At 64.0% G+C, this 20133-nt stretch carries 17 protein-coding genes and 2 pseudogenes; 12 read left to right on the top strand and 7 right to left on the bottom strand.

From position 1 onward, the window contains the following. The first annotated feature begins 189 nt into the window (after positions 1 to 189). From N0Q91_RS05645 to pth, 3 genes are all read left to right on the top strand, one after another. Positions 190 to 1371: a benzoate/H(+) symporter BenE family transporter gene (locus tag N0Q91_RS05645; RefSeq protein ID WP_100671829.1), complete on the top strand. Its 1182-nt coding sequence runs from the start codon at positions 190 to 192 to the stop codon at positions 1369 to 1371. A 153-nt stretch (positions 1372 to 1524) separates the two neighbouring features. Further along, entirely contained in the window at positions 1525 to 2142 is a 618-nt protein-coding gene (locus N0Q91_RS05640; RefSeq protein WP_018095651.1) for a 50S ribosomal protein L25/general stress protein Ctc, read from the top strand. Between the two features lie 246 nt (positions 2143 to 2388). Further along, complete coding sequence (gene pth, locus N0Q91_RS05635; RefSeq protein ID WP_275597548.1) at positions 2389 to 3108, top strand: aminoacyl-tRNA hydrolase; 720 nt, start codon at positions 2389 to 2391, stop codon at positions 3106 to 3108. A gap of 554 nt (positions 3109 to 3662) precedes the next feature. On the opposite strand, the gene clpS is transcribed toward pth, so the two are convergent. Continuing rightward, complete coding sequence (clpS, locus tag N0Q91_RS05630; protein WP_028001145.1) at positions 3663 to 3968, bottom strand: ATP-dependent Clp protease adapter ClpS; 306 nt, start codon at positions 3966 to 3968, stop codon at positions 3663 to 3665. 229 nt (positions 3969 to 4197) lie between these two features. Here clpS and ychF point away from each other — a divergent pair. Next, positions 4198 to 5302, top strand: a pseudogene (gene ychF / locus N0Q91_RS05625) (redox-regulated ATPase YchF). Positions 5303 to 5326: 24 nt separating this feature from the next. On the opposite strand, the gene N0Q91_RS05620 reads toward ychF, so the two are convergent. Further along, entirely contained in the window at positions 5327 to 6433 is a 1107-nt protein-coding gene (locus N0Q91_RS05620; RefSeq protein ID WP_275597547.1) for a hypothetical protein, read from the bottom strand. Positions 6434 to 6597: 164 nt separating this feature from the next. Between N0Q91_RS05620 and N0Q91_RS05615 the strand changes: the two genes are divergently transcribed. Both N0Q91_RS05615 and N0Q91_RS05610 read left to right on the top strand, forming a co-directional pair. After that, positions 6598 to 7053: a MaoC family dehydratase gene (locus N0Q91_RS05615; protein ID WP_100671834.1), complete on the top strand. Its 456-nt coding sequence runs from the start codon at positions 6598 to 6600 to the stop codon at positions 7051 to 7053. Continuing rightward, entirely contained in the window at positions 7050 to 7520 is a 471-nt protein-coding gene (locus N0Q91_RS05610) for a MaoC family dehydratase (RefSeq protein ID WP_100671835.1), read from the top strand. Before N0Q91_RS05615 ends, N0Q91_RS05610 begins: the two co-directional genes overlap by 4 nt. Before the next feature lie 45 nt (positions 7521 to 7565). On the opposite strand, the gene N0Q91_RS05605 is transcribed toward N0Q91_RS05610, so the two are convergent. Beyond that, entirely contained in the window at positions 7566 to 8108 is a 543-nt protein-coding gene (locus N0Q91_RS05605; RefSeq protein WP_028010466.1) for an adenine phosphoribosyltransferase, read from the bottom strand. A gap of 173 nt (positions 8109 to 8281) precedes the next feature. Here N0Q91_RS05605 and N0Q91_RS05600 point away from each other — a divergent pair, with 173 nt between their 5' ends. Continuing rightward, complete coding sequence (locus tag N0Q91_RS05600; RefSeq protein WP_003534500.1) at positions 8282 to 8467, top strand: DUF1059 domain-containing protein; 186 nt, start codon at positions 8282 to 8284, stop codon at positions 8465 to 8467. 18 nt (positions 8468 to 8485) lie between these two features. On the opposite strand, the gene N0Q91_RS05595 is transcribed toward N0Q91_RS05600, so the two are convergent. Genes N0Q91_RS05595 through N0Q91_RS05585 form a run of 3 tightly spaced genes read right to left on the bottom strand, consistent with a single transcriptional unit; the run spans position 8486 to position 10994 of the window. Next, positions 8486 to 9745 (bottom strand): CCA tRNA nucleotidyltransferase, encoded by a 1260-nt coding sequence (locus N0Q91_RS05595; RefSeq protein ID WP_275597546.1) that lies wholly within the window; start codon positions 9743 to 9745, stop codon positions 8486 to 8488. After that, complete coding sequence (locus N0Q91_RS05590; protein WP_018095659.1) at positions 9742 to 10374, bottom strand: CoA pyrophosphatase; 633 nt, start codon at positions 10372 to 10374, stop codon at positions 9742 to 9744. Before N0Q91_RS05590 ends, N0Q91_RS05595 begins: the two co-directional genes overlap by 4 nt. Then, the gene (locus N0Q91_RS05585) at positions 10371 to 10994 is read right to left on the bottom strand and encodes a DUF1285 domain-containing protein (RefSeq protein WP_275597545.1); all 624 of its coding nucleotides are present in this window, start codon (positions 10992 to 10994) and stop codon (positions 10371 to 10373) included. The genes N0Q91_RS05590 and N0Q91_RS05585 overlap by 4 nt, the downstream gene beginning before the upstream one ends. Positions 10995 to 11351: 357 nt before the next feature. Between N0Q91_RS05585 and N0Q91_RS05580 the strand changes: the two genes are divergently transcribed. The 4 genes and pseudogenes from N0Q91_RS05580 to N0Q91_RS05565 all read left to right on the top strand — a co-directional run bounded on the left by N0Q91_RS05580 (position 11352) and on the right by N0Q91_RS05565 (position 18178). Further along, complete coding sequence (locus tag N0Q91_RS05580; RefSeq protein WP_275597544.1) at positions 11352 to 12365, top strand: AAA family ATPase; 1014 nt, start codon at positions 11352 to 11354, stop codon at positions 12363 to 12365. 3 nt (positions 12366 to 12368) lie between these two features. Next, positions 12369 to 13286: a DUF58 domain-containing protein gene (locus tag N0Q91_RS05575; protein WP_275597543.1), complete on the top strand. Its 918-nt coding sequence runs from the start codon at positions 12369 to 12371 to the stop codon at positions 13284 to 13286. Further along, on the top strand, positions 13286 to 16099 hold the full coding sequence (locus N0Q91_RS05570; RefSeq protein WP_275597542.1) for a DUF4159 domain-containing protein: 2814 nt from the start codon (positions 13286 to 13288) through the stop codon (positions 16097 to 16099). Before N0Q91_RS05575 ends, N0Q91_RS05570 begins: the two co-directional genes overlap by 1 nt. Positions 16100 to 16109: 10 nt before the next feature. Beyond that, positions 16110 to 18178, top strand: a pseudogene (locus tag N0Q91_RS05565) (hypothetical protein). Positions 18179 to 18243: 65 nt separating this feature from the next. Here N0Q91_RS05565 and N0Q91_RS05560 read toward each other — a convergent pair. After that, positions 18244 to 18795 carry a GNAT family N-acetyltransferase gene (locus N0Q91_RS05560; protein WP_275597541.1) on the bottom strand — a complete coding sequence of 184 codons (552 nt, stop codon included), beginning with the start codon at positions 18793 to 18795 and terminating at the stop codon, positions 18244 to 18246. A 257-nt stretch (positions 18796 to 19052) separates the two neighbouring features. Here N0Q91_RS05560 and N0Q91_RS05555 point away from each other — a divergent pair, with 257 nt between their 5' ends. Next, the gene (locus N0Q91_RS05555) at positions 19053 to 20045 is read left to right on the top strand and encodes a glutathione S-transferase family protein (RefSeq protein ID WP_127710119.1); all 993 of its coding nucleotides are present in this window, start codon (positions 19053 to 19055) and stop codon (positions 20043 to 20045) included. Positions 20046 to 20133 lie beyond the last annotated feature (88 nt).

The following is a 20133-nucleotide window of genomic DNA, read 5'->3' as shown; positions in this document are numbered from 1 at the left end:
CAGGCGCCGAACTCCCCCACGGCGCAATTCCCCCGGCCTGACTATAGGCATCGATGCTGCGGGAGGTCCAGCTAGACGAAGGTTTTTTCGTTCCGCCCTCGACGCGCGCCGTCAGATCGGTATCGACAGGCGGCGAGGATATGCTACTCGACACGGAACCTCGCTTATCGCAACACCCGGTTGTCCGCCATGCTCCGAGATTTCTCTGTCCAAAGCCTCTTCATGGGCGTGCTGATTGCATTCGTGGGCTTTGCCAGCTCCTTCGCCGTGGTCCTGCACGGGCTCGCCGGCGTCGGTGCGAACGAGACGCAGGCAGCCTCCGGACTGATGGCGCTGTCGGTCTCGATGGGCATCTGCGCTATCGTCATCAGCGCCGTCACGAGACTTCCCGTCAGCGTCGCCTGGTCGACACCGGGCGCGGCCCTGCTCGCGAGTTCCGGCGCAGTGGAAGGCGGCTTCAGCGCTGCCGTCGGCGCCTTCCTCGTCTGCGGAGTGCTGATCATCGTCGCCGGCCTGTGGAAGCCCCTCGGCCGGATGGTGTCCGCCATCCCCGCGGCATTGGCAAACGCGATGCTCGCCGGCGTACTCCTGAGCCTTTGCTTCGCTCCGGTCAAGGCGATCGCCTTCAACCCGCTCTTCGGCCTGCCTATCGTTCTTGCCTGGGCCGTCGTCGGCAGCTTCAGCAGGCTCTATGCCGTTCCCGCCGCGCTCGTCGCCTTCGTTCTCGTCGTCGCCTTCGGGATCGAGATGCCGGAGGGCGCCGTGGCCGGGCTCTCCGCCGCGCTCGTTCCGAAGCTCGAGTTCGTTCCGCCTTCCCTCAGCACCTCCGCCCTGGTCAGCATCGCTCTGCCGCTTTTCATCGTTACGATGGCATCGCAGAACATTCCCGGCATCGCGGTCCTGAAGGTGAATGACTACCACCCCGATCCGGGTCCCCTCTTCGCCACGACCGGGCTTTTCACGCTGCTGAGCGCGCCTTTCGGCGGACATGCGGTCAATCTCGCGGCGATCACCGCGGCGATGTGCGCCGGCTCCGATTCTCATCCGGATCGAACGCGCCGCTACTGGTCGGCAATCAATGCCGGCATCGCCTACGTCGTCTTCGGCCTCCTGGCCGGAGCCGTCACGACCTTCGTCAGCCTTGCCCCATCGGTCCTCATCGAGGCCGTTGCCGGACTTGCGCTGATCGGCGCCTTTTCTGGTTCCGCAGTTGCCGCCTTCACGAATGCCGAGACCCGCGAAGCAGCCGCCATCACGTTTCTCGTCACCGCCTCGGGCGTCGGTTTCGCCGGCGTGTCGGGGGCCTTTTGGGGGCTTGTCGCGGGCGGCCTCATGCTGGCGCTCGCGCGTCTAGCCAAAAAGAGGGCCTGACGCCGCGCCTTGCATTTGCGCCGGTTCTCGGTTATGGACCCCGCGTCCGCGCAGACACCCTTGGAGGCAACGCGGATGAAGCCGCATGGCGGCTTCAGGTTTTTCCGCATTCTTGACGGACGAACTCTCCAAACAACATAGAAAGGTCTACCTATGAGCGAAACCTACGAGCTCAAGGCCGAGACGCGCGAACGGGTTGGTAAGGGGTCCTCCCGTGAACTTCGCCGCAACGGTCTTATCCCGGCTGTCATCTACGGTGACAAGCAGGCCCCGCTTGCCATCGCACTCTCCACCAAGGAAGTGACGATGAAGATCCACGGCGGCGGTTTCATGACCACCGTTGCGACGATCAACGTCAACGGCGAAAAGATCCGCGTCCTGCCGAAGGACTATCAGCTCGATCCGGTGCGTGACTTCACCATGCACGTCGATTTCCTGCGCGTCACCAAGGGCAGCCAGGTATCCGTACAGGTTCCGGTTCGCTTCGAGAACGAAGAGAAGTCGCCGGGTCTGAAGCAGGGCGGCGCGCTGAACATCGTCCGTCACGAGGTCGAACTCAACGTTTCCGCCGACAACATCCCGGAATTCCTGACGGTCGACCTCACCGGCCTCAAGATCGGCGACACCGTTCACATTTCGAACGTCGCGCTTCCCGCAGGTGCGACCCCGGTCATCACCGACCGCGACTTCACGGTTGCCACGATCGCCGGCCGCACGCAGGAAGTCGAACCGACTGAAGAAGAAGCTGAAGGCGGCGAAGAAGAGGCTTGATCTCTGTTTCCGGCGGACGCCCTGTTCCACGCCGGATCGCCCCCGAGTGAAAGAACCCGTCCCATTTTCGTGGGGCGGGTTTTCTTTTGCCCGTCAAATGCTGCCTCCCGCGCGCGAACCGGATAAAGTGGTATCGGAAATAGCCGTTGACTTTGGGTGATGGCGGTGATTTTGGGCTGAGGGAACTGGGCGTGGCGATTGCCACTCAAATATATCGCCACAGGGCGAATGCAGGAGTTTGGCCGCATGCTGATCATCGCGGGACTTGGCAATCCCGGCCCGAAATATGCCGGCAACCGCCACAATATCGGCTTCATGGCCGTCGACGCCATTCAGCGGCGCCAGGGCTTTTCCGCCTGGTCGAGGAAATTCAAGTCGGAGATCTCCGAAGGCGAGATCGACGGCGAACGCGTCCTGCTGATGAAGCCGCAGACCTTCATGAATCTCTCCGGCGAAGCGCTCGGCGAAGCGATGCGCTTCTACAAGCTCGCGCCGAAGGACATCGTCGTCATCTATGACGAACTGGACCTTCCCGCCGGCAAGGCCCGGATCAAGACCGGCGGCGGCCACGGCGGGCACAACGGCATCAAGTCGATCGATGCCCATTGCGGCAAGGAATACCGCCGCCTGCGCCTCGGCATCGGTCATCCCGGAGTCAAGGATCTGGTCCACGCACATGTGCTCGGCGACTTCGCCAAGGCCGACCAGCCCTGGCTGTCACCGCTGCTCGAAGCGATCGCCGACAATGCCGACATGCTGGTGAAGGGCGAGGATTCGCAGATCATGAACAAGATCGCCCTGGCAACCGGCGGCAAGCCGGAGGCGGAAAAACCCGTCGCTGCGAAGAAGCAGGCGGGGCAATCCCATGTCCATCAGGCGCGTGTCACGGCCCAGCCGAAGAAGCTGCCGGCGACGGGGCCGATGGCCGACATGCTGAAGAAGATGTTCGGGCCGAAGGGGGATTAAGGCCTGTTGAGATGACGGCTGCCGCGAGATGGATAATGGCGTTGAAGCTCTCGTCGGTTTGTCGGCACGCATGGCGATGCGCTTGAATTCCTCGAGTACCGACCGTGCGCCGCTGCGACCTCTGCGCGTCTCATAAGACGGGCGGCGCCGTAGGAACGTATCGGAGGACTGCAATCTCTCCTCCCCTCATCCCTGTGCTCGTCACAGGGATCCAGCAGCGCCGCGTCTGCGGCGCGGGAAGAGTTCTTTCAGCCCAAGGACTTGGTCTGGCTGGATTCCTGTGACAAGCACAGGAATGAGGGACCTGGTGTGCGGCTAATACAACTTCCGTTGCGAATATGCGAGGCAATGGTCAACCTGGTTTATGAAGCGCGCCGGGGGACCGCACCTCTCCTACCTCATTCCTGTGCTCGTCACAGGAATCCAGCAGCGCCGCGTCTGCGGCGCGGAAGACTCTTTCCAGCCCAAGGACTTGGTCTGGCTGGATTCCTGTGACAAGCACAGAAATGAGGGGACCGGAATGCGCGGTTTCGCTCCACGCGCAGGCCGCCGCCTCACTCCTCGGGCTCTGCGGTGAACAGCAGCGGAAAGCCTGCCTCCTTGCCGAGGTCGGTCGCTTCCTTGGCTTTGGTCTCCGCAACGTCCTTTGCACACACCACGACGACCGAAGTGCCCATCTTGTGGGCCGTCATCATCACCCGGTAGCCTGCCTCCTCGCTCATTCGGAAAACCGCCTTCAGCACCATGACCACGAATTCGCGCGGCGTGTAGTCGTCATTGACCAGCAGCACCTTGTAGAGCTTCGGTCGCTCCAGCTTCGGCTTGGTCAGGCGCTTTGCGGCTACATCATTGTCGCTCATGGGTAATCCGCCGTCGATGACATGAGAAAAGCGTTGGCGATCAAGCGGGCGAAGGTGGCAAACCGCCCACCTTTTTCCTCGCTCCGCTACCGCCAATATCGCGCTCCGTCCCCCGGCATTCAAGTGAAACCCGGCTCCCGGAGCAAGCGGACCGGCGCGAAAAGCTTGACCGCCTCTCTCCTTTATCCCATAGCCACGCTCAAGAAATCAGGAACGACGGATTATAGCCATGGGCTTCAAATGCGGTATCGTCGGGCTGCCGAATGTCGGCAAGTCCACACTCTTCAACGCGCTGACCAAGACGGCGGCGGCGCAGGCGGCGAACTATCCTTTCTGCACGATCGAGCCGAACACCGGCGAAGTCGCCGTGCCCGACCCGCGCATGCGCAAACTCGCCGACATCGCCAAGTCGAAGGAGATCATCCCGACCCGCATCTCCTTCGTCGACATCGCCGGGCTGGTGCGCGGCGCGTCCAAGGGCGAGGGCCTCGGCAACCAGTTCCTCGCCAACATCCGCGAGGTGGATGCCGTCGTCCACGTGCTGCGCTGTTTCGAGGACGACGACATCACCCATGTCGAAGGCCGCATCCATCCGGTCGAAGACGCCGACACCATCGAGACCGAGCTGATGCTCGCCGATCTCGACAGCCTCGAGCGGCGTGCCGAACAGACGCGCAAGCGTGCGACCGGCAAGGACAAGGAGTTCGATGGCGCAGCTTCCGATCATGGAAGCATCGTTGAAGCTGCTGCAGGAAGGCAAGCCCGTGCGCACCCTGCTTTCCAAGCTCGACGCCGACGAGCTTCGCATTCTCCAGAGCCTCAACCTGCTCACCTCACACCCGGTTCTCTACGTCTGCAACGTCGCCGAAAGCGACGCCGCGACCGGCAACGAGCACACCCGCGCCGTCGAGAAGATGGCCAGGGAACAGGGCGCCGAAACGGTCGTCATTTCGGCGGCGATCGAATCCGAAGTCGCGCAGCTTCCGGAAGAGGAAGCGAAGGAATTCCTCGCGGCGCTCGGTCTCGAGGAAGCCGGCCTCGACCGTCTGATCCGCGCCGGCTACAAGCTCCTCGATCTCATCACCTATTTCACGGTTGGACCGAAGGAGACGCGCGCCTGGACGATCCCGCGCGGCACCAAGGCCCCGCAGGCCGCCGGCGTCATCCATTCGGATTTCGAGCGCGGCTTCATCCGCGCCAACACGATCGCCTATGACGACTATATCGCCTATGGCGGCGAAAACGGCGCGAAGGAGGCCGGCAAGGCTCGCGACGAAGGCAAGGAATACGTCGTCCAGGACGGCGACGTCATCCATTTCCGGTTCAATACGTAAGCGCGGAACCGTTGCGAGCCAGGATCACCGCACGGCATGCAGGCGCGCGGTGATCGCGACCGGCAGCAGGCTCATCGCTGCGCGGCGCAGCGGCTGCCAGAAAATGCCGATCACGAGTACCGTCAGCCCAACCACCGCGAAGGCGATGAAGACGTAGGTATCGAGCGAGGCGCCGCTTTTCTGGAGGATCGTCCAAATGGCTGCGCCCAGCGACAAAAGGCCCGACGTCACGAATGCGCGGCGATCGATCACCAGACCGATCGTCATGAAAAGCGCCACGAGGAAAATGACGGCGGCTGACTGACCCAGGCCCCCCTCGCCTCTCCACCAAACGTCGCCCTGACCGGATAGGACGATGAAACCGAGCATCGCATGGAGTAAGGCCGGCGCCGCGGCGAGATGCAGCCAGAAGGCTATGTCGGAGCGCAAGGTCAGACGATGCGGGTCCGAAATGTCGTAGCGCATGGCAAGCGCAAAAATCGCCAGCGCCGCCACGAGAAGAATCGCTGCGACCAGATGGGGATACTGTTCCAGAACGAAGTCGACCCCGAAGGCTTTGTCCAGAGCGAGGAAAACGAAGGCGACCGCCACGGCTGCTATCGACAGCAGGAACAGGGCGAAAGACAGGGGAACTCTGTAGCGCCAGTAAAACAGCCCCAGAGGGACTGGAAAAGCGCAGACATAGGCCAATATCAAATAGGTCTCGTTCGTCCACGCAGGCTGTCCGGCCGCCATGACGTTGTACATTCCCTGCCCGACCCAATGGACGAGCGCCAGGGTCAGCGCAACCGCGGGCAAGGCCAGCCTCTGCCGGCGCACGAGTATTTCCGCCAGAACGATGATTAGCGGCAGCACGGCGATCGTGCCGCCGATGCCCCAGAGACCCACAAGCACGACCACCACGCCGATCGTGATAAGAATGTCGTGGAATCCGCGCAGGAAGCGCGGCTGCTCGCTCTCTTCTGCCGCTAGCGCATCGTGAAATGTCTCGCCAGGCCGGCTTGCTGCGGCCATTGCGGGGCCTGCACTCACCCCCCGCGCCGAAAGAAAAGTATCAAGATCATTGACACGATCGGCTGATATGAGTCCCTTTTCGGCGGCTGCCGCCAGGGCCTTGTTCAAATCTGTCACGGTCGGATCCTTGCGGGAAAATACTGCAACGCACAACTTTCGGTAAGGTGATCGCATGAACAATCGACATGCGCAACCTGGAAAATCAGCCGGACCGAAGCCACGTAAGGGCCGGCCTTTGTGCGTTCTCTTGGAACGCGCGTCGCCCAAGGAGAGAATGAGGCATGCTTTATTTCGAGGATTTCACTCAGGGGCGGCGTTTCGACTACAGCCCGGTCCTGATGCAGGCCAACGACATGATCGCCTTCGCCAGCGAATTCGATCCGCAGCCCATGCATCTGGATGAAGAGGTCGGCAAGAGCAGCATTCTCGGCGGCCTCGCCGCTTCCGGTTGGCACACGAGCGCGGTCGGCATGCGGATGATGATCGAGGCCTTTCTCGGCAATTCATCCTCGCAAGGGTCGCCGGGCATCGACTTCATGGAGTGGAAGAAGCCGGTCCTTGCCGGAGATATCCTTTCAGGCTTCAGCCTTGTCCTGGAGGCGCGCCCGTCGAAAACCAAGCCCGCGATCGGCTTCGTCAAATTTCGCAACGAGATCGAGAACCAGAGCGGTGAAGCCGTGGCGGTTTCGGAATGCTCCGTCATGTTCAGGCGCCGCAATGGGGAGGCGCGCGCATGATGACGCTGGAGGAGCTCTACCAGGCCGGGCGCAAGGTCGTCACCGGCAGCCTGACATTCACCGCGGAGGACATCATCCGCTTCGCCCGCGATTTCGACCCGCAGCCCTTCCACGTCGACGAGCATCAGGCGAAACAGTCGCTTTTCGGCGGTCTTTGCGCCTCCGGATGGCATACCAGCGCCGGCTGGATGCAGTGCTTCCTGCGGTTCTGGAAAGACGAGAGCCGCCGCCTTGCAGCCGAGGGACTGCATGCGCCGAAGCTCGGTCCCTCGCCCGGCTTCAAGGAACTCAGGTGGCTGAAGCCGGTCTATGCCGGCGACACGATCACCTATGCTGTCACTTTGCTGGAGGCCCGGATCGTCGCCTCGCGACCCGGCTGGCGGATCAACACGATCCTCTGCGAGGGCGAGAACCAGCACGGCGAGCCGGTCATCCGCTTCGAGAGCAAGGTCATCGAATTCGCTTGAATGGCCGGGGCCAGCTGTTCGATCCTGGCCTATGAGCCTGTGGGCTCAATGCCCCTCGAATTCGATGAGCGTGCGCACATTGACGCCGAGCGCTTCGAGCTTCTTGCGCCCGCCGAGCTCAGGCAGATCGATGATGAAGCAGGCTGCGACGATGTCCGCACCCATCTGCTTCAGGAGCTTGGCGGCGCCCTCGGCGGTGCCGCCGGTGGCGATCAGGTCATCGACGAGGATCACCTTGTCGCCGGGAGCGACCGCGTCCCTGTGCATTTCCATCTCGTCCACGCCGTATTCCAGACTGTAGGCGATCCGCACCGTGTCGTGCGGCAACTTTCCCTTCTTGCGAATGGGTATGAAGCCGGCCGAAAGCTGGTGCGCAATCGCCCCGCCAAGGATAAAGCCCCTCGCCTCGATGCCGGCGATCTTGTCGACCTTGGTACCGGCATAGGGATGGACGAGCTCGTCTATCGCCCGGCGGAAGGCCCGCGGATTGCCGAGCAGGGTCGTGATGTCACGGAACATGACGCCGGGCTTCGGATAGTCCGGAATGCTTCGAATGGCTGAAATCAGTTCCGATTGAACAGCGGTCATGTGTGAATGCGGCCTTTGCTGGATCCTCGATTGCCACAGGCATAGCACCAACAAAGCGCCCGTTTACAGGATTTTCTTCGCTCGGGGTCCGGGCCGGAACAATTTGGCGAGAGCGCGGGTTGATGCTAGGCTTTTCAAGGGGAGGCTTGCCGATTGTAGGAAGGAGGAACACCATGCGCCTATTCGAATGCGGTTCGCTCGTCCCGGGTTGCGCTTGGCACACCCGCGCTGACAATGATGCGGAAATCGTGCGCCGGGTCGTCGAGCACATGCGCGAGACCCATGGCGAGACGATCATCCGCGAAAACATGGTCGACAACATCAAGGCCCGCATCGTCGACGAAACCAAGGTCGCCTGACCGCGGCTCGAACCGGTCTCAGCCCGACCGCACCATCGACTCGAGCCGGGCGACGAGGGTCGCCCGCTCGACCTTGAAGTTGCGCTCGACCCAGAAGGCTTCGAGCTCTGCCAACACTTCCCCCACCTTGGGACCGGCGGGAACCCCCAGTTTGAGGACATCGGCACCGTTCAACGGGAAGACAGGCCGCTGCCATTTCTCCGCCCGTGCAAGGAGTCGGTGAAAGGACGCGCTGTCGGCAAGGAATGCCGGATCGGTTTCGGCCTTGCGGCGTGCCGAGGCAAGCGCAAGCCTCAGCCGGACGACAATGCCTTCTGCGCCATGGCGATAGAGCCTGCGCTCGAGCGCCGCATCCGCAAGAGTAGCGGCGATTTCCGGCGCTTCGGCGAACCGGTCGAGGTAAGCGCTCTCCGCCTTGGACAGCCGCAGACGTTTGGCCATGGCTTCGAGCCGGTCAGCGTCGGGCGGGACCATCGCCGCAAGCCTCAGGAGCGGGTCCGCCTGCCAGGAAAAACTCTTCTCCGCCGCGATCAGCGCGGGGATAGCGTCGATGCCCCATTTCTCGGTCTCGGGCAGGATCTCGCTCAGCACACCTGCCTGCCGCATCCACAGGAGCGCACGGCCGGGGTCGTCGGCCGAAAGCAGCTTCTTCGTCTCCGTCCACACGCGTTCGGCGGAAAGCGTCGCGAGCTTCGCGCGGGCCTGGGCGCAGGCCCGCAGGCCCTCGGCGTCCGGACGGCCGCTGCCGTAATGGGCGAAGAAGCGGAAGAAGCGAAGAATACGGAGATAATCCTCCGCCACGCGTTCGGCCGCGCTGCCGATGAAGCGCACCGTCCGCGTCTCGATGTCCCCGAGGCCCCCGACATGGTCGATGATCTCGCCGTCCGCACCGGCGTAGAGGGCGTTGATGGTGAAGTCGCGGCGTTCCGCATCCGCTTTCCAGTCGGTCCCGAAGGCCACTTCGGCGCGACGCCCGTCGGTCGCGACGTCTCGGCGCAGGGTCGTTATCTCATAGGGAACACCTTCTATGACGAGCGTCACGGTGCCATGGTCGATTCCCGTCGGCACCGCCTTGATGCCGGCGCCCTCCGCCCGCTCGGTCACCTCCTCGGGACGCCAGGTGGTTGCCAGGTCGACGTCGCCGGCCGGCAAACCCATGAGGCTGTTGCGGATCGCGCCTCCGACGACCCGAACCTCGCCGCCATCAGCGTTCAACAGGTCGAAGATGCGGCGAAGATGAGGAGCCTGGAACCAGCGCTCGGCGACAATGGAAGTCATGCATAGAGCCTTTCATAGAGCATGCGGACGATCCCCGCGGTGATCCCCCAGATGTTCCTTTCGCCATAGGGCATACGATAGAAATGGCGCTCAGCGCCCTGCCAGTGACTGCTTCCCCGTCCATGATTTCGCGGATTCATCAGGAACGACAACGGCACCTCGAACACGCTCTCCACTTCCTCCGGGTTCGGCTCAAGCACGAAGCCGGGCTGAACCACCGCAAGCACCGGAGTGATGCGGAAGCCGGACATGGCCATGTAATGCGGCAGTCGCGCGACCGTCTCGACGAAACGCGGATCGAGCCCGATCTCCTCCTCAGCCTCGCGCAGTGCGGCGACTTCGATGGAGTGATCTTCCGGATCCACCGCACCGCCCGGAAAGGCGACCTGGCCGGAATGCTTGCGCAAATTCGAGGTGCGCTGGGTGAAGATGACGTTGGCGTCTTCGCCGTCGTCGACGACGGGGACGAGGACTGCGGCGTCCTTCAGATGCAGGGACTCGAGATAGGATACGATGCCCGGGTTCAGCAGGAAATCGCCGTGATCGCGCCAGGCAGTCTCGATCGGCCCCCCCGCCTGCTGCAGCGCGCGGCGACGGAATTCGTCGGCGGAGTATGGGTGACCGTTCATCGGCACAAAGCTTCCAGCTCGGCCGCGGGCATGATCGGGAAGATCGCTCCGGCCGATCTGACGCAGAACATCTCCACCCCTTCCACCGCGATGGTCTCGCCGAGCTCGACGATGTCGTACATCACCGGTCGCGAGACGAGCGCTTCAAGCCGCCCGCGCACATGCAGATAGGGTTTGAGTTCACGATTGTCGCCGTGGATAACGAAGCGCAAGGGATGCTCCGGGCCCGCCTCGACCACGTCGCCGACATTGGTGCGGAAGGTCAGCACATTCTCGCCTTCCTTCTCGGTCACGCTCATCTCCACGGCGATGAACGGCGCGTCGGCGACCCGGATGCCGACCTTTTCCACAGGCGTGACGAGATAGGTCTTGCCGTCCTCGTCCTTGCGAAGCACGGTCGAGAACAGCCTCACCAGCGGCTGCCGGCCGATCGGCGTGCCCATGTAGAACCAGGTTCCATCGCCGCGGATCTCCATGTCGATGTCGCCGCAGAACGGCGGATTCCAGCGGTCGACCGGCGGCAACCCTCTCGCCTCGCCGCCCGTCTGCCCGGCAGCGCGTGCGATCAGCGCCGCCAGGCCGGCCGGATCGCCCATTTGCTGAATCTTGGCTTCTGCCATTGTTCCGTCCCGTTTGGTCTCGATCTTGCATCCGAAGCATGACGCCGTTGCCTGCTGCATGTCCTTGTTCGTGACCGATCGGGGACAAACGCATGCAGCAGTTAAAAGTGCTACAGCAAGCCTAGCGCGTCTGATAAGACGCGGCGCTGTAGCGTCGGGTATGCACCACAAGCTCGCTTCGGCGCATATGTCCGCATTCGCGCCTGGAACGCAATGCTTCAGGCTTTGGTGTCAAGCTCACGAGATAGTGCGACGGCGGCGGCTTGTCAGCCGCCCCGCGGGGTCTAAATTGAAAAACAGGAACTGGACAGCCGGCATCGGCGATCGATCCAGAAGCGGACGACCGGGAGACTTGCAATGAGTGTAATGAGAGGCGCGACCGAACTGGCCGACGAAAAGGCGATCGTCGCCGCAGCCGAGGCGGCGCTCGGAGAGGTCGCGCTGGTCCGCGCCGAGATCGGCAAGGTCATTTTCGGTCAGGAGAGCGTCGTCGAACAAACGCTGCTCGCGGTACTTTCCGGCGGGCACGCGCTGCTTGTCGGCGTTCCGGGGCTTGCCAAGACCAAGCTCGTCGCCACGCTCGGCATCGTTCTCGGGCTCGACAACAGCCGCATTCAGTTCACGCCCGACCTCATGCCCTCCGATATCCTGGGTTCGGAAGTCATGGACCAGGACGCGGCCGGTCATCGCTCCTTCCGCTTCATTCCCGGCCCGATCTTCACGCAGCTCCTGATGGCCGACGAGATCAACCGCGCCTCGCCGCGCACGCAGTCGGCCCTGCTGCAGGCGATGCAGGAGTATCACATCACCATCGCGGGCGACCGCAAGGACCTGCCACAACCGTTCCACGTGCTCGCAACCCAGAACCCGCTGGAGCAGGAAGGCACCTATCCGCTGCCCGAAGCCCAGCTCGACCGCTTCCTGATGCAGGTCGATGTCGGCTACCCCGAGCTTGCCGCCGAAAGACAGATCCTGCTCGAGACGACCGGACTCGCAGAAACCGAGGCGCGGCCCGTCATCGACGCAGGCCGCCTGCAGCAGATCCAGGGGCTGATCCGTCAGATGCCTGTCGGCGAGAAGGTGGTCGACGCCATCCTGGCGCTCGTTCGTTCCGCACGCCCCGGCAACGGCAATGCCGACACCGACAAGAACGTTGCCTGGGGGCCGGGTCCGCGCGCCGGACAGGCGCTCATGCTCTGCGCCCGCGCCCGCGCGCTCTACGACGGGCGGCTTGCCCCTTCGATCGACGACGTCCTTGCGCTCGCCGAGCCGGTTCTCCAGCACCGCATGGCGCTGACCTTCGCCGCCCGCGCCGAGGGCATGTCGGTGCGCGACGTCATCGCCGACCTGGTGAAGCGGGCCAAGGGCTGACGCATGGCCTCGATCGGGCACATTGTCGCGCGTACCCCTTCCGGTGAGGTCCTGTCGCGCGCGCAGCAGCGCGCGATGCTGGTGCCCGACTGTCTTGTCGAGGCCCGCAGGATCGCCAACACGGTCATCACCGGTTGGCACGGCCGGCGCAAGCGCGGTATCGGCGAGAACTTCTGGCAGTTCCGCCCCTACAGCGACGGGGAAAGCTTCTCGCGTATCGACTGGCGCCGTTCCGCCAAGGACGACCACACCTATGTCCGCGACCGCGAATGGGAGGCAGCGCACACGATTTGGCTCTGGGCCGATCTCTCGCCCTCGATGATGTACAAATCGACGCTCGGCGCCGTTTCGAAGGAGAGCCGCGCTCTGGTGCTGATGCTGGCGCTCGCCGAAATTCTCGCCCGTTCCGGCGAGCGGATCGGCTGCCCGGGCGTGATGGAGCCGGTTTCGGCACGCAACGCCGCCGAGCGGCTGGCAACCGCAATCATGCATAGTCCGCTTTCGGAGGGCCTGCCCGATACCGCAATGATCCGCGGCGCCAGCGACCTCGTTCTGATCGGCGATTTTCTCGACCCCGCCGACCGGGTGATGGAACGACTTGGACCGCTCGCCCGCCGGGGCCTGCGCGGCCATGTCGTGGAGATCGCCGATCCGGCGGAGGAGGTCTTCCCCTATGCCGGCAGAACCGAGTTCACCGATCCTGAAACCGGCGAGAAGCTGACCGCGGGACGTGCCGAGATCCTGCGCGAAGACTACCAGCGTGCCTATCGCGCCCGCCGCGACAGCCTCGGCACGAGCCTGCGCCATCTCGGCTGGACCTTCATTCCGCACAGAACGGATCGGGCGGCGTCGGAAGCTCTGGTCACGGTGCATATGCATCTTTCAGGCATGCCGGGCCGAGCGGCCCATGGGGGGCTCTGATGATCGGCGGCCTCTCTTTCATTTTTGCCAACCCCGCCATTCTGGCAGCACTCGTGGCACTGCCGGTGATCTGGTGGCTGCTGCGCATGACGCCGCCAAGACCTGCGGCCGAAATCTTTCCGCCGCTGCGCATCCTGGCTTCGGTGATGAAGCGCGAGGAGACACCCTCGAAAAGCCCCTGGTGGCTGACCCTTCTCAGGATGCTGATGGCCGCGGCCGTCATCTTCGCGATCGCCGACCCCGTCTTCAACCCGCGCAGCAATACACTTGCGACCTCCGGGCCCCTGGCGCTGCTGATCGACAACAGTTGGGCAACGGCGCCCGACTGGGAGCGGCGTGTCGAAGCCGCCTCGGCGCTGATCGACGACGCCGAGGCGAAGGATGTTGCGATTTCGATCGTCTTCACCGGAGAGCGCCAGCACGACGCGACGCCGGGATCGGCGAGCACTGCGCGCAACCGGCTGGCGGCGGCCAGACCCGAGCCGCTGTCCGCCGACCGTGGTTCCGCAATCGCGGCCTTGCAAGCGGCCTTCGAAGACGCTCCTCCCGGAACGGTCGCCTTCATCACCGACGGCATCGAAGGGGGCGACGGCAAGACGATGGAGGCGCTGGCCGGGATCGGCGCGGCCGGTCTCAAGGTGATCGAAGCGGACGGCAGCGAGGCCGTGGCACTCACTGCGACGAGCAACGAGTCCGGCGGCATGTCGGTGACGGCGAGCCGGCTGAAGACCGACGATGGCCGTTCCCTGCCCATCGTTGCCTTCGATACCCGCGGCCGGGCGATCGCCAGCGGGGCGATCGATTTCGCACCCGGCGCAGCAACCGCCAAGGGGATGATCGAGGCCCCGTTCGAACTGCGCAACGACTTCGCCCGCATCGGCATCGAAGGAGCCGCGACCGCCGGCGCCCAGCATCTCCTCGACGACGGCTTCCGCCGCCGTCGCGTGGCTCTACTGAGCGGCGAGGCACGTGACCTGTCGCAGCCGCTGCTCTCGCCGCTCGACTATATCAATCGGGCGCTCGCCCCCTATGCCGATCTCGTCGAGCCCCGCCAGAACGATCTTGCCGTTGCGATTCCGGAGCTTCTCGAGCAGCGCCCCTCGGTTCTGATCATGGCCGACATCGGACGGCTGCCGGAAGAGACCTATCCCCTGCTTGCGAAATGGATCGACAACGGCGGCACGCTGATCCGCTTCGCCGGCCCCCGCCTGGCCGCCGCACCTGCGGACGATCCGCTCGTCCCGGTCACGCTTCGCCAGGGCGAACGGGCGCTCGGCGGCGCGCTCTCCTGGTCCGAACCGCAGCCGCTCGCCGATTATCCCGGCAACAGTCCCTTCGCCGGCATGGCCCGCCCCACCGACATTCTCGTCAAGCGTCAGGTTCTGGCCGAACCGACAGCCGATCTGGCGGAGCGCACATGGGCAAACCTCGCCGACGGCACACCGCTGGTCACGACCGCGACACGCGGGGCGGGCCGCATCGTGCTCTTTCACGTCAGCGCCGAGGCCACATGGTCGAACCTGCCGATCTCGGGCCATTTCGTTGAAATGCTTCGCCGCAGTGTCCAACTCTCGCGCGGCGGCGGTATCGCCAGCGACGGCAAGGCCGTGAAGGCGCAGACCTTGCCGCCCTACCGGCTTCTGAACGCCGATGGCGTGCTCGTCGCCGAGACGGGCAATGCCCGTCCCCTCGACATCGTGCCCGGCAAGGCACCGGTCGCGACAGCCGACAATCCTCCGGGGCTCTACGGGTCCGAGGACGGCTTCACGGCGCTCAACCTCTTGCCGCGCGACGCCGAGCTCAAGCGGATCGACATGACCGCCGCCGGCCCTCATACCTCCGAGCGGCTGGCCGGTACGGAAAGCTGGTCGCTGAAGCCGGCGCTGATGACGCTCGCCCTCCTGCTGCTGCTCGCGGACGCTCTGATCGTGCTCTTCATGGGTGGCGTATTTTCACGCGCTCGGATGGCAAGGGCCGCTTCGGCAATCATCATAGTCCTCGCCGGAACCGTCTTCCTCGCCCCGCCGCAGGCCTTTGCCGACGACACGCGCCCGGACGACCAGCGCATCCTCGAGCGGCTGGACACCACGCATCTCGCCTATGTGGTCACCGGCGAGGAAGAGGTGGACCGCCTTTCCGAAGACGGGCTGAGAGGCCTCACCGACTTCCTGACCTATCGCACCACGCTCGAGCCCGGCGCGCCCGTCGGCCTTGACATCTCCAAGGACGAATTGAGCCTCTACCCCATCATCTACTGGCCGATTTCCGCCAGCGCGCCCATGCCGAGCCCGCAAGCCGTCAGCCGAATCGATGCCTATATGCGGGCGGGCGGCACGGTCCTGTTCGACACGCGTGATCAGTTTTCCTCGCTCGGCTCTTCCTCGAACGGAACCAGCGCGAACACCGAACGTCTCCAGGCGATCCTCGGCAATCTCGACATACCGCCGCTGGAGCCGGTTCCGGCCGACCATGTCCTGACCAAGGCCTTCTATCTGCTGACGAATTTTCCCGGCCGCTATACCGGCAGCCCGCTATGGATCGAATCCCAGCTCGATAGTCGCGAGGAACCGAGCAACCGGCCGGCGCGGCCTGGCGACGGGGTGACGCCGATCATCATCACCGGCAACGACTTTGCCGGTGCATGGGCCGTGGATTCGAATGGAGTCGCACTGCTACCGACCGTGCCGCCGGACGAAATGCAGCGCGAATACGCCTTTCGCTCCGGTGTCAACATCATGATGTACATGCTGACCGGCAACTACAAGGCCGACCAGGTGCACGTGCCCGCCCTGCTCGAGCGGCTCGGACAATGAGGACCCGGCGATGACAATCGATTTCTCGCCGCTTCTCGCCTGGCCGTATCTCGGGGCACTGGCGCTTGTCGCAGTTGTTCTGGCGGCACTCGGTATCTGGCGCGGCGTTCGGGGAGCCTGGATCAGGGCGGCGGCGCTGGCTGCATTCTGCCTCGCGCTTGCAAATCCCGTCCTCTTCCAGGAGGAGCGCGAACCCCTCTCCACCATCGTCGCCGTCGTTGTCGACCGCAGCCAGAGCCAGGAGAACGGTGACCGCCGCGCGCAGACCGACCAGGCGCTCGAGGGGCTCAAGGAGCGCCTTTCCCGCTTCCCCCAGATCGAGGCGCGTATTGTCGAAGCCGCCGACGGCGAGGAAACCGAGGCGCCCTCGACCAGGCTCTTCGGCGCCCTGACAACGGCACTCGCAGACGTGCCGCCCGCCCGTGTCGGCGGCGCCATCTTCATTACCGACGGCCAGATCCACGACGTGCCGGACGTCAACCAGAAGCTCGGCTTCGATGCACCCGTCCACGCCCTGATCAGCGGCAAGCCGGACGAGTTCGACCGGCGCATCGAAATCGTCAGCGCCCCCCGCTTCGGCATCGTCGGCGAACAGCAGAGAATGACCTTTCGGGTCGTGGATGACGGCGCGGCTCCCGGCGGCAGCGCCGAGGTGACGATCCGCCTGAACGGCAACGAGATCGCCACGGAGCAGGCGGAGCCCGGCACAGACGTTCCGTTCAGCTTCACCGTTCCGCGCGGCGGCAACAACATCCTGGAATTCGCCGTCAATCCGGTTGCCGGCGAGGTGACGGAGACGAACAACCGCGCCGTGCATGTGCTCGACGGCATCCGCGAAAATCTTCGCGTGCTCCTCGTTTCGGGAGAGCCGCATGCGGGCGAGCGCGCCTGGCGCAACCTCTTGAAATCCGATGCCGCGGTCGACCTCGTCCATTTCACCATTCTCCGGCCGCCGGAGAAACAGGACGGCACGCCGATCAACGAACTCTCGCTCATCGCCTTCCCGACGCGGGAGCTTTTCGTCGACAAGATCAGCGAGTTCGACCTCATCATTTTCGATCGCTACCAGCATCGTGGCGTGCTGCCGATCCTCTATTACGACAACATCGCCCAATACGTGCAGAACGGTGGAGCGCTGCTGATCGCCGCCGGGCCGGAGCACGCCGGCGACGATTCGATCGCCGCGACCCCGCTTGCGGCGGTGCTGCCGGCAACGCCGACCGGCGTCATGAACGAGAAGGCGTTCTTCCCCGGCTCTCGGAGGAAGGAAAGAAGCACCCGGTCACCCGCGGGCTCGAAGGGGCAGCGGACGAACCGCCGGCCTGGGGCCGCTGGTTCCGTACCGTCGACGTGGACAGGCCGCTCGGGCAGACGGTAATGGAAGCTGCTGACGGCAAGCCGCTGCTGGTCCTCAACCGCGTCGGCAAGGGGCGTGTCGCCATGCTGCTCTCCGACCAGGGTTGGCTTTGGGCGCGCGGCTTCGAAGGGGGTGGGCCGCATGTCTCGCTCTATCGCCGCACGGCGCATTGGCTTATGCAGGAGCCGGCGCTCGAAGAGGAGGCGCTCACCGCCCGCGCGATGGGCCGGACGCTCGAGATCACGCGCCAGACGATCGAAGGAGATCCCGGCCAGGCGACCCTCACCTATCCTTCCGGCCGGACCCAGGAAGTCACGCTCACGGAAGGCGAGCCGGGGCTCTACAAGGCTGAGGTCGAGACCAATGAAATCGGCCTCTTCGAAGTTGCCAACGACGAATTGACGACGCTCGTCCATGTCGGCAACGTCGATGCGCCCGAATTCAAGGCGGCGATTTCCACGGAGGAGAAGATCAAACCCTGGGCGGAGAAGACGAAGGGCCTGGTCCGCCGTCTGGCCAGCGCCGACGGACCCGTCGACCTCCCGTCTATCCTCCCGGTTCGCGGCGCCGTCCGCGTGGCCGACGATCAGCGCCTGTCGCTGCGCATGACCGACGAGACGGTGTTGAAGGGCATCGATTCCCTTTCGCTGTTCGCGGAGCTCTTCGGCCTGGCGGCACTGCTCTTCCTCATCTCCGCTACCTGGTATCGCGAGGGCCGGTGAACGTCGACGAGGCCACGGCTTCGCCATTCTCGGGCCGAGGACGACGAATAGCCGACGTCCAGAGATCAGGCAGCCGCCCCTTGCGCCTCCGTGCGCGCAGTGAGGCAGGTGGCGCCGTCATCCCGCCAGGCGATCACGCCTTCAAGCCGGGCGTGAACGTCCGGCGCGACCGGCACGACGAGAACCCTCGCGGGATCGACGGGACCCGGGAATTGGAGCGCGCCTTGGCGTACCTTCTCGAAACCGAGCGGCTGGTAATAAGGCGGATCGCCGACGAGGATAACCGCTTCGGTGCCCTTGCGGCGCGCCGCTTCGACTGCAATACGGACGAGTTCCCGGCCGATGCCCTGGTTCTTGTGCGAGGGCCGGACGGCAAGCGGGCCGAGCAGATGTCCTTTCACCGAACCGGCCGTTACCGGCGTCATCCGGACCGACGCGATCGTTTCGCCGTTATCGGCGCAGATGAAGGAGAGCGCCCGGTCATGGGGCCCCTGCTCGCGAATCCGCGCGGCGGCGCGGGTGAAGCGACCCGGCCCGAACGCCTCTTCATTGATGATTTCGATGGCTGCGTCGTGGGATGCGTCTTCGGTCAGATAGACGAGATCGTGCTTTTTCATGTGTCGAGAACCGGCATGCGAACGGACATGGAGGATGGCTCGCCCCGAATGGGCGTTTGCAGCATCAGCGTCGTCGCAGGCTTCCCGACAGGATCATTGTTGTGATCGTTTCCCAGATGAAAGAGCTACCGTTTCGCCGATAGCAGAAAAATGCTGCCAGTCAAAGGGTAAAACGCACTGTTCGGAATTTCACATCTATCGGCCGCGGTTCTCAGCACTAATTATGGCGTCAGCAAACGATCGAAAGGAGTTGGCCTATGGGTAGGCTCGTGAATGGCGTCTGGCAGGATGTCTGGTACGACACGCGTGCGACGAACGGTCATTTCAAGCGCAGCGAATCGCAGTTCCGCAACTGGATCACGGCAGATGGATCGCCCGGCCCTTCCGGCGAAGGCGGCTTCGAGGCCGAAGCGGGCCGCTATCATCTCTATGTGTCCCTTGCCTGCCCCTGGGCGCACCGCACGCTGATCTTCCGCAAGCTCAAGAAGCTCGAAGACCTCATCTCGCTTTCCATCGTCGACCCGCTAATGCTGGCCAACGGCTGGGAATTCAAGGGAGAGGACCGTGAGGGCGAGAACGGCGGCACCGCCGATCACCTCTTCGGCTCGCGCATGCTCTGGGAAGTCTATCTGCGCGCCGACCCGGTCTATTCCGGCCGGGTGACGGTGCCGGTCCTCTGGGATAAGCGGAAGAACACGATCGTCTCGAACGAGTCCGCCGAAATCATCCGCATGTTCAACTCGGCCTTCGATCGTCTGACCGGCTCGACGGCAGATTTCTGCCCGCAAGATCTGCGTCCCGAAATCGACGCGCTCAATGCGCGTATCTACGACGCGGTCAACAACGGGGTCTACAAGGCCGGCTTCGCAACCAGCCAGGCGGCCTATGAGGAGAGCGTCGCCGCCCTCTTCTCCATGCTGGACGAACTGGAGAACCGCCTCGCGTCGAAGCGCTATCTCACGGGAGACCGCCTGACGGAAGCCGATTGGCGGCTCTTCACGACACTCGTCCGTTTCGATCCGGTCTATGTCGGCCATTTCAAATGCAACATCCGCCGCATTGCGGACTATCCGAATCTCTACGGCTATCTGCGCGAGCTCTACCAGGTGCCGGGCGTCGCCGAGACGGTCAATATGCACCACATCAAGCAGCACTATTACCGCAGCCATACGACGATCAATCCCACGGGCATCGTGCCGGCGGGTCCGGTGCTCGACCTTGGAGCGCCGCACGGGCGGGATAACCTCTGAACAGGGATGAGAGAAAATGGGCGCTAGCCGCTTGTCCCATCACCCGCTTGCTGGGGAGAAGGGACAAGCAGGCGGCTAAGGGGGCGAT

The organism is Sinorhizobium prairiense, assembly GCF_029201645.2.
Taxonomy (GTDB): Bacteria; Pseudomonadota; Alphaproteobacteria; order Rhizobiales; family Rhizobiaceae; genus Sinorhizobium; species Sinorhizobium meliloti_A.
Note: the sequence above shows the minus strand (reverse complement) of the source record. Positions and strands in the feature narration are given on the sequence as shown.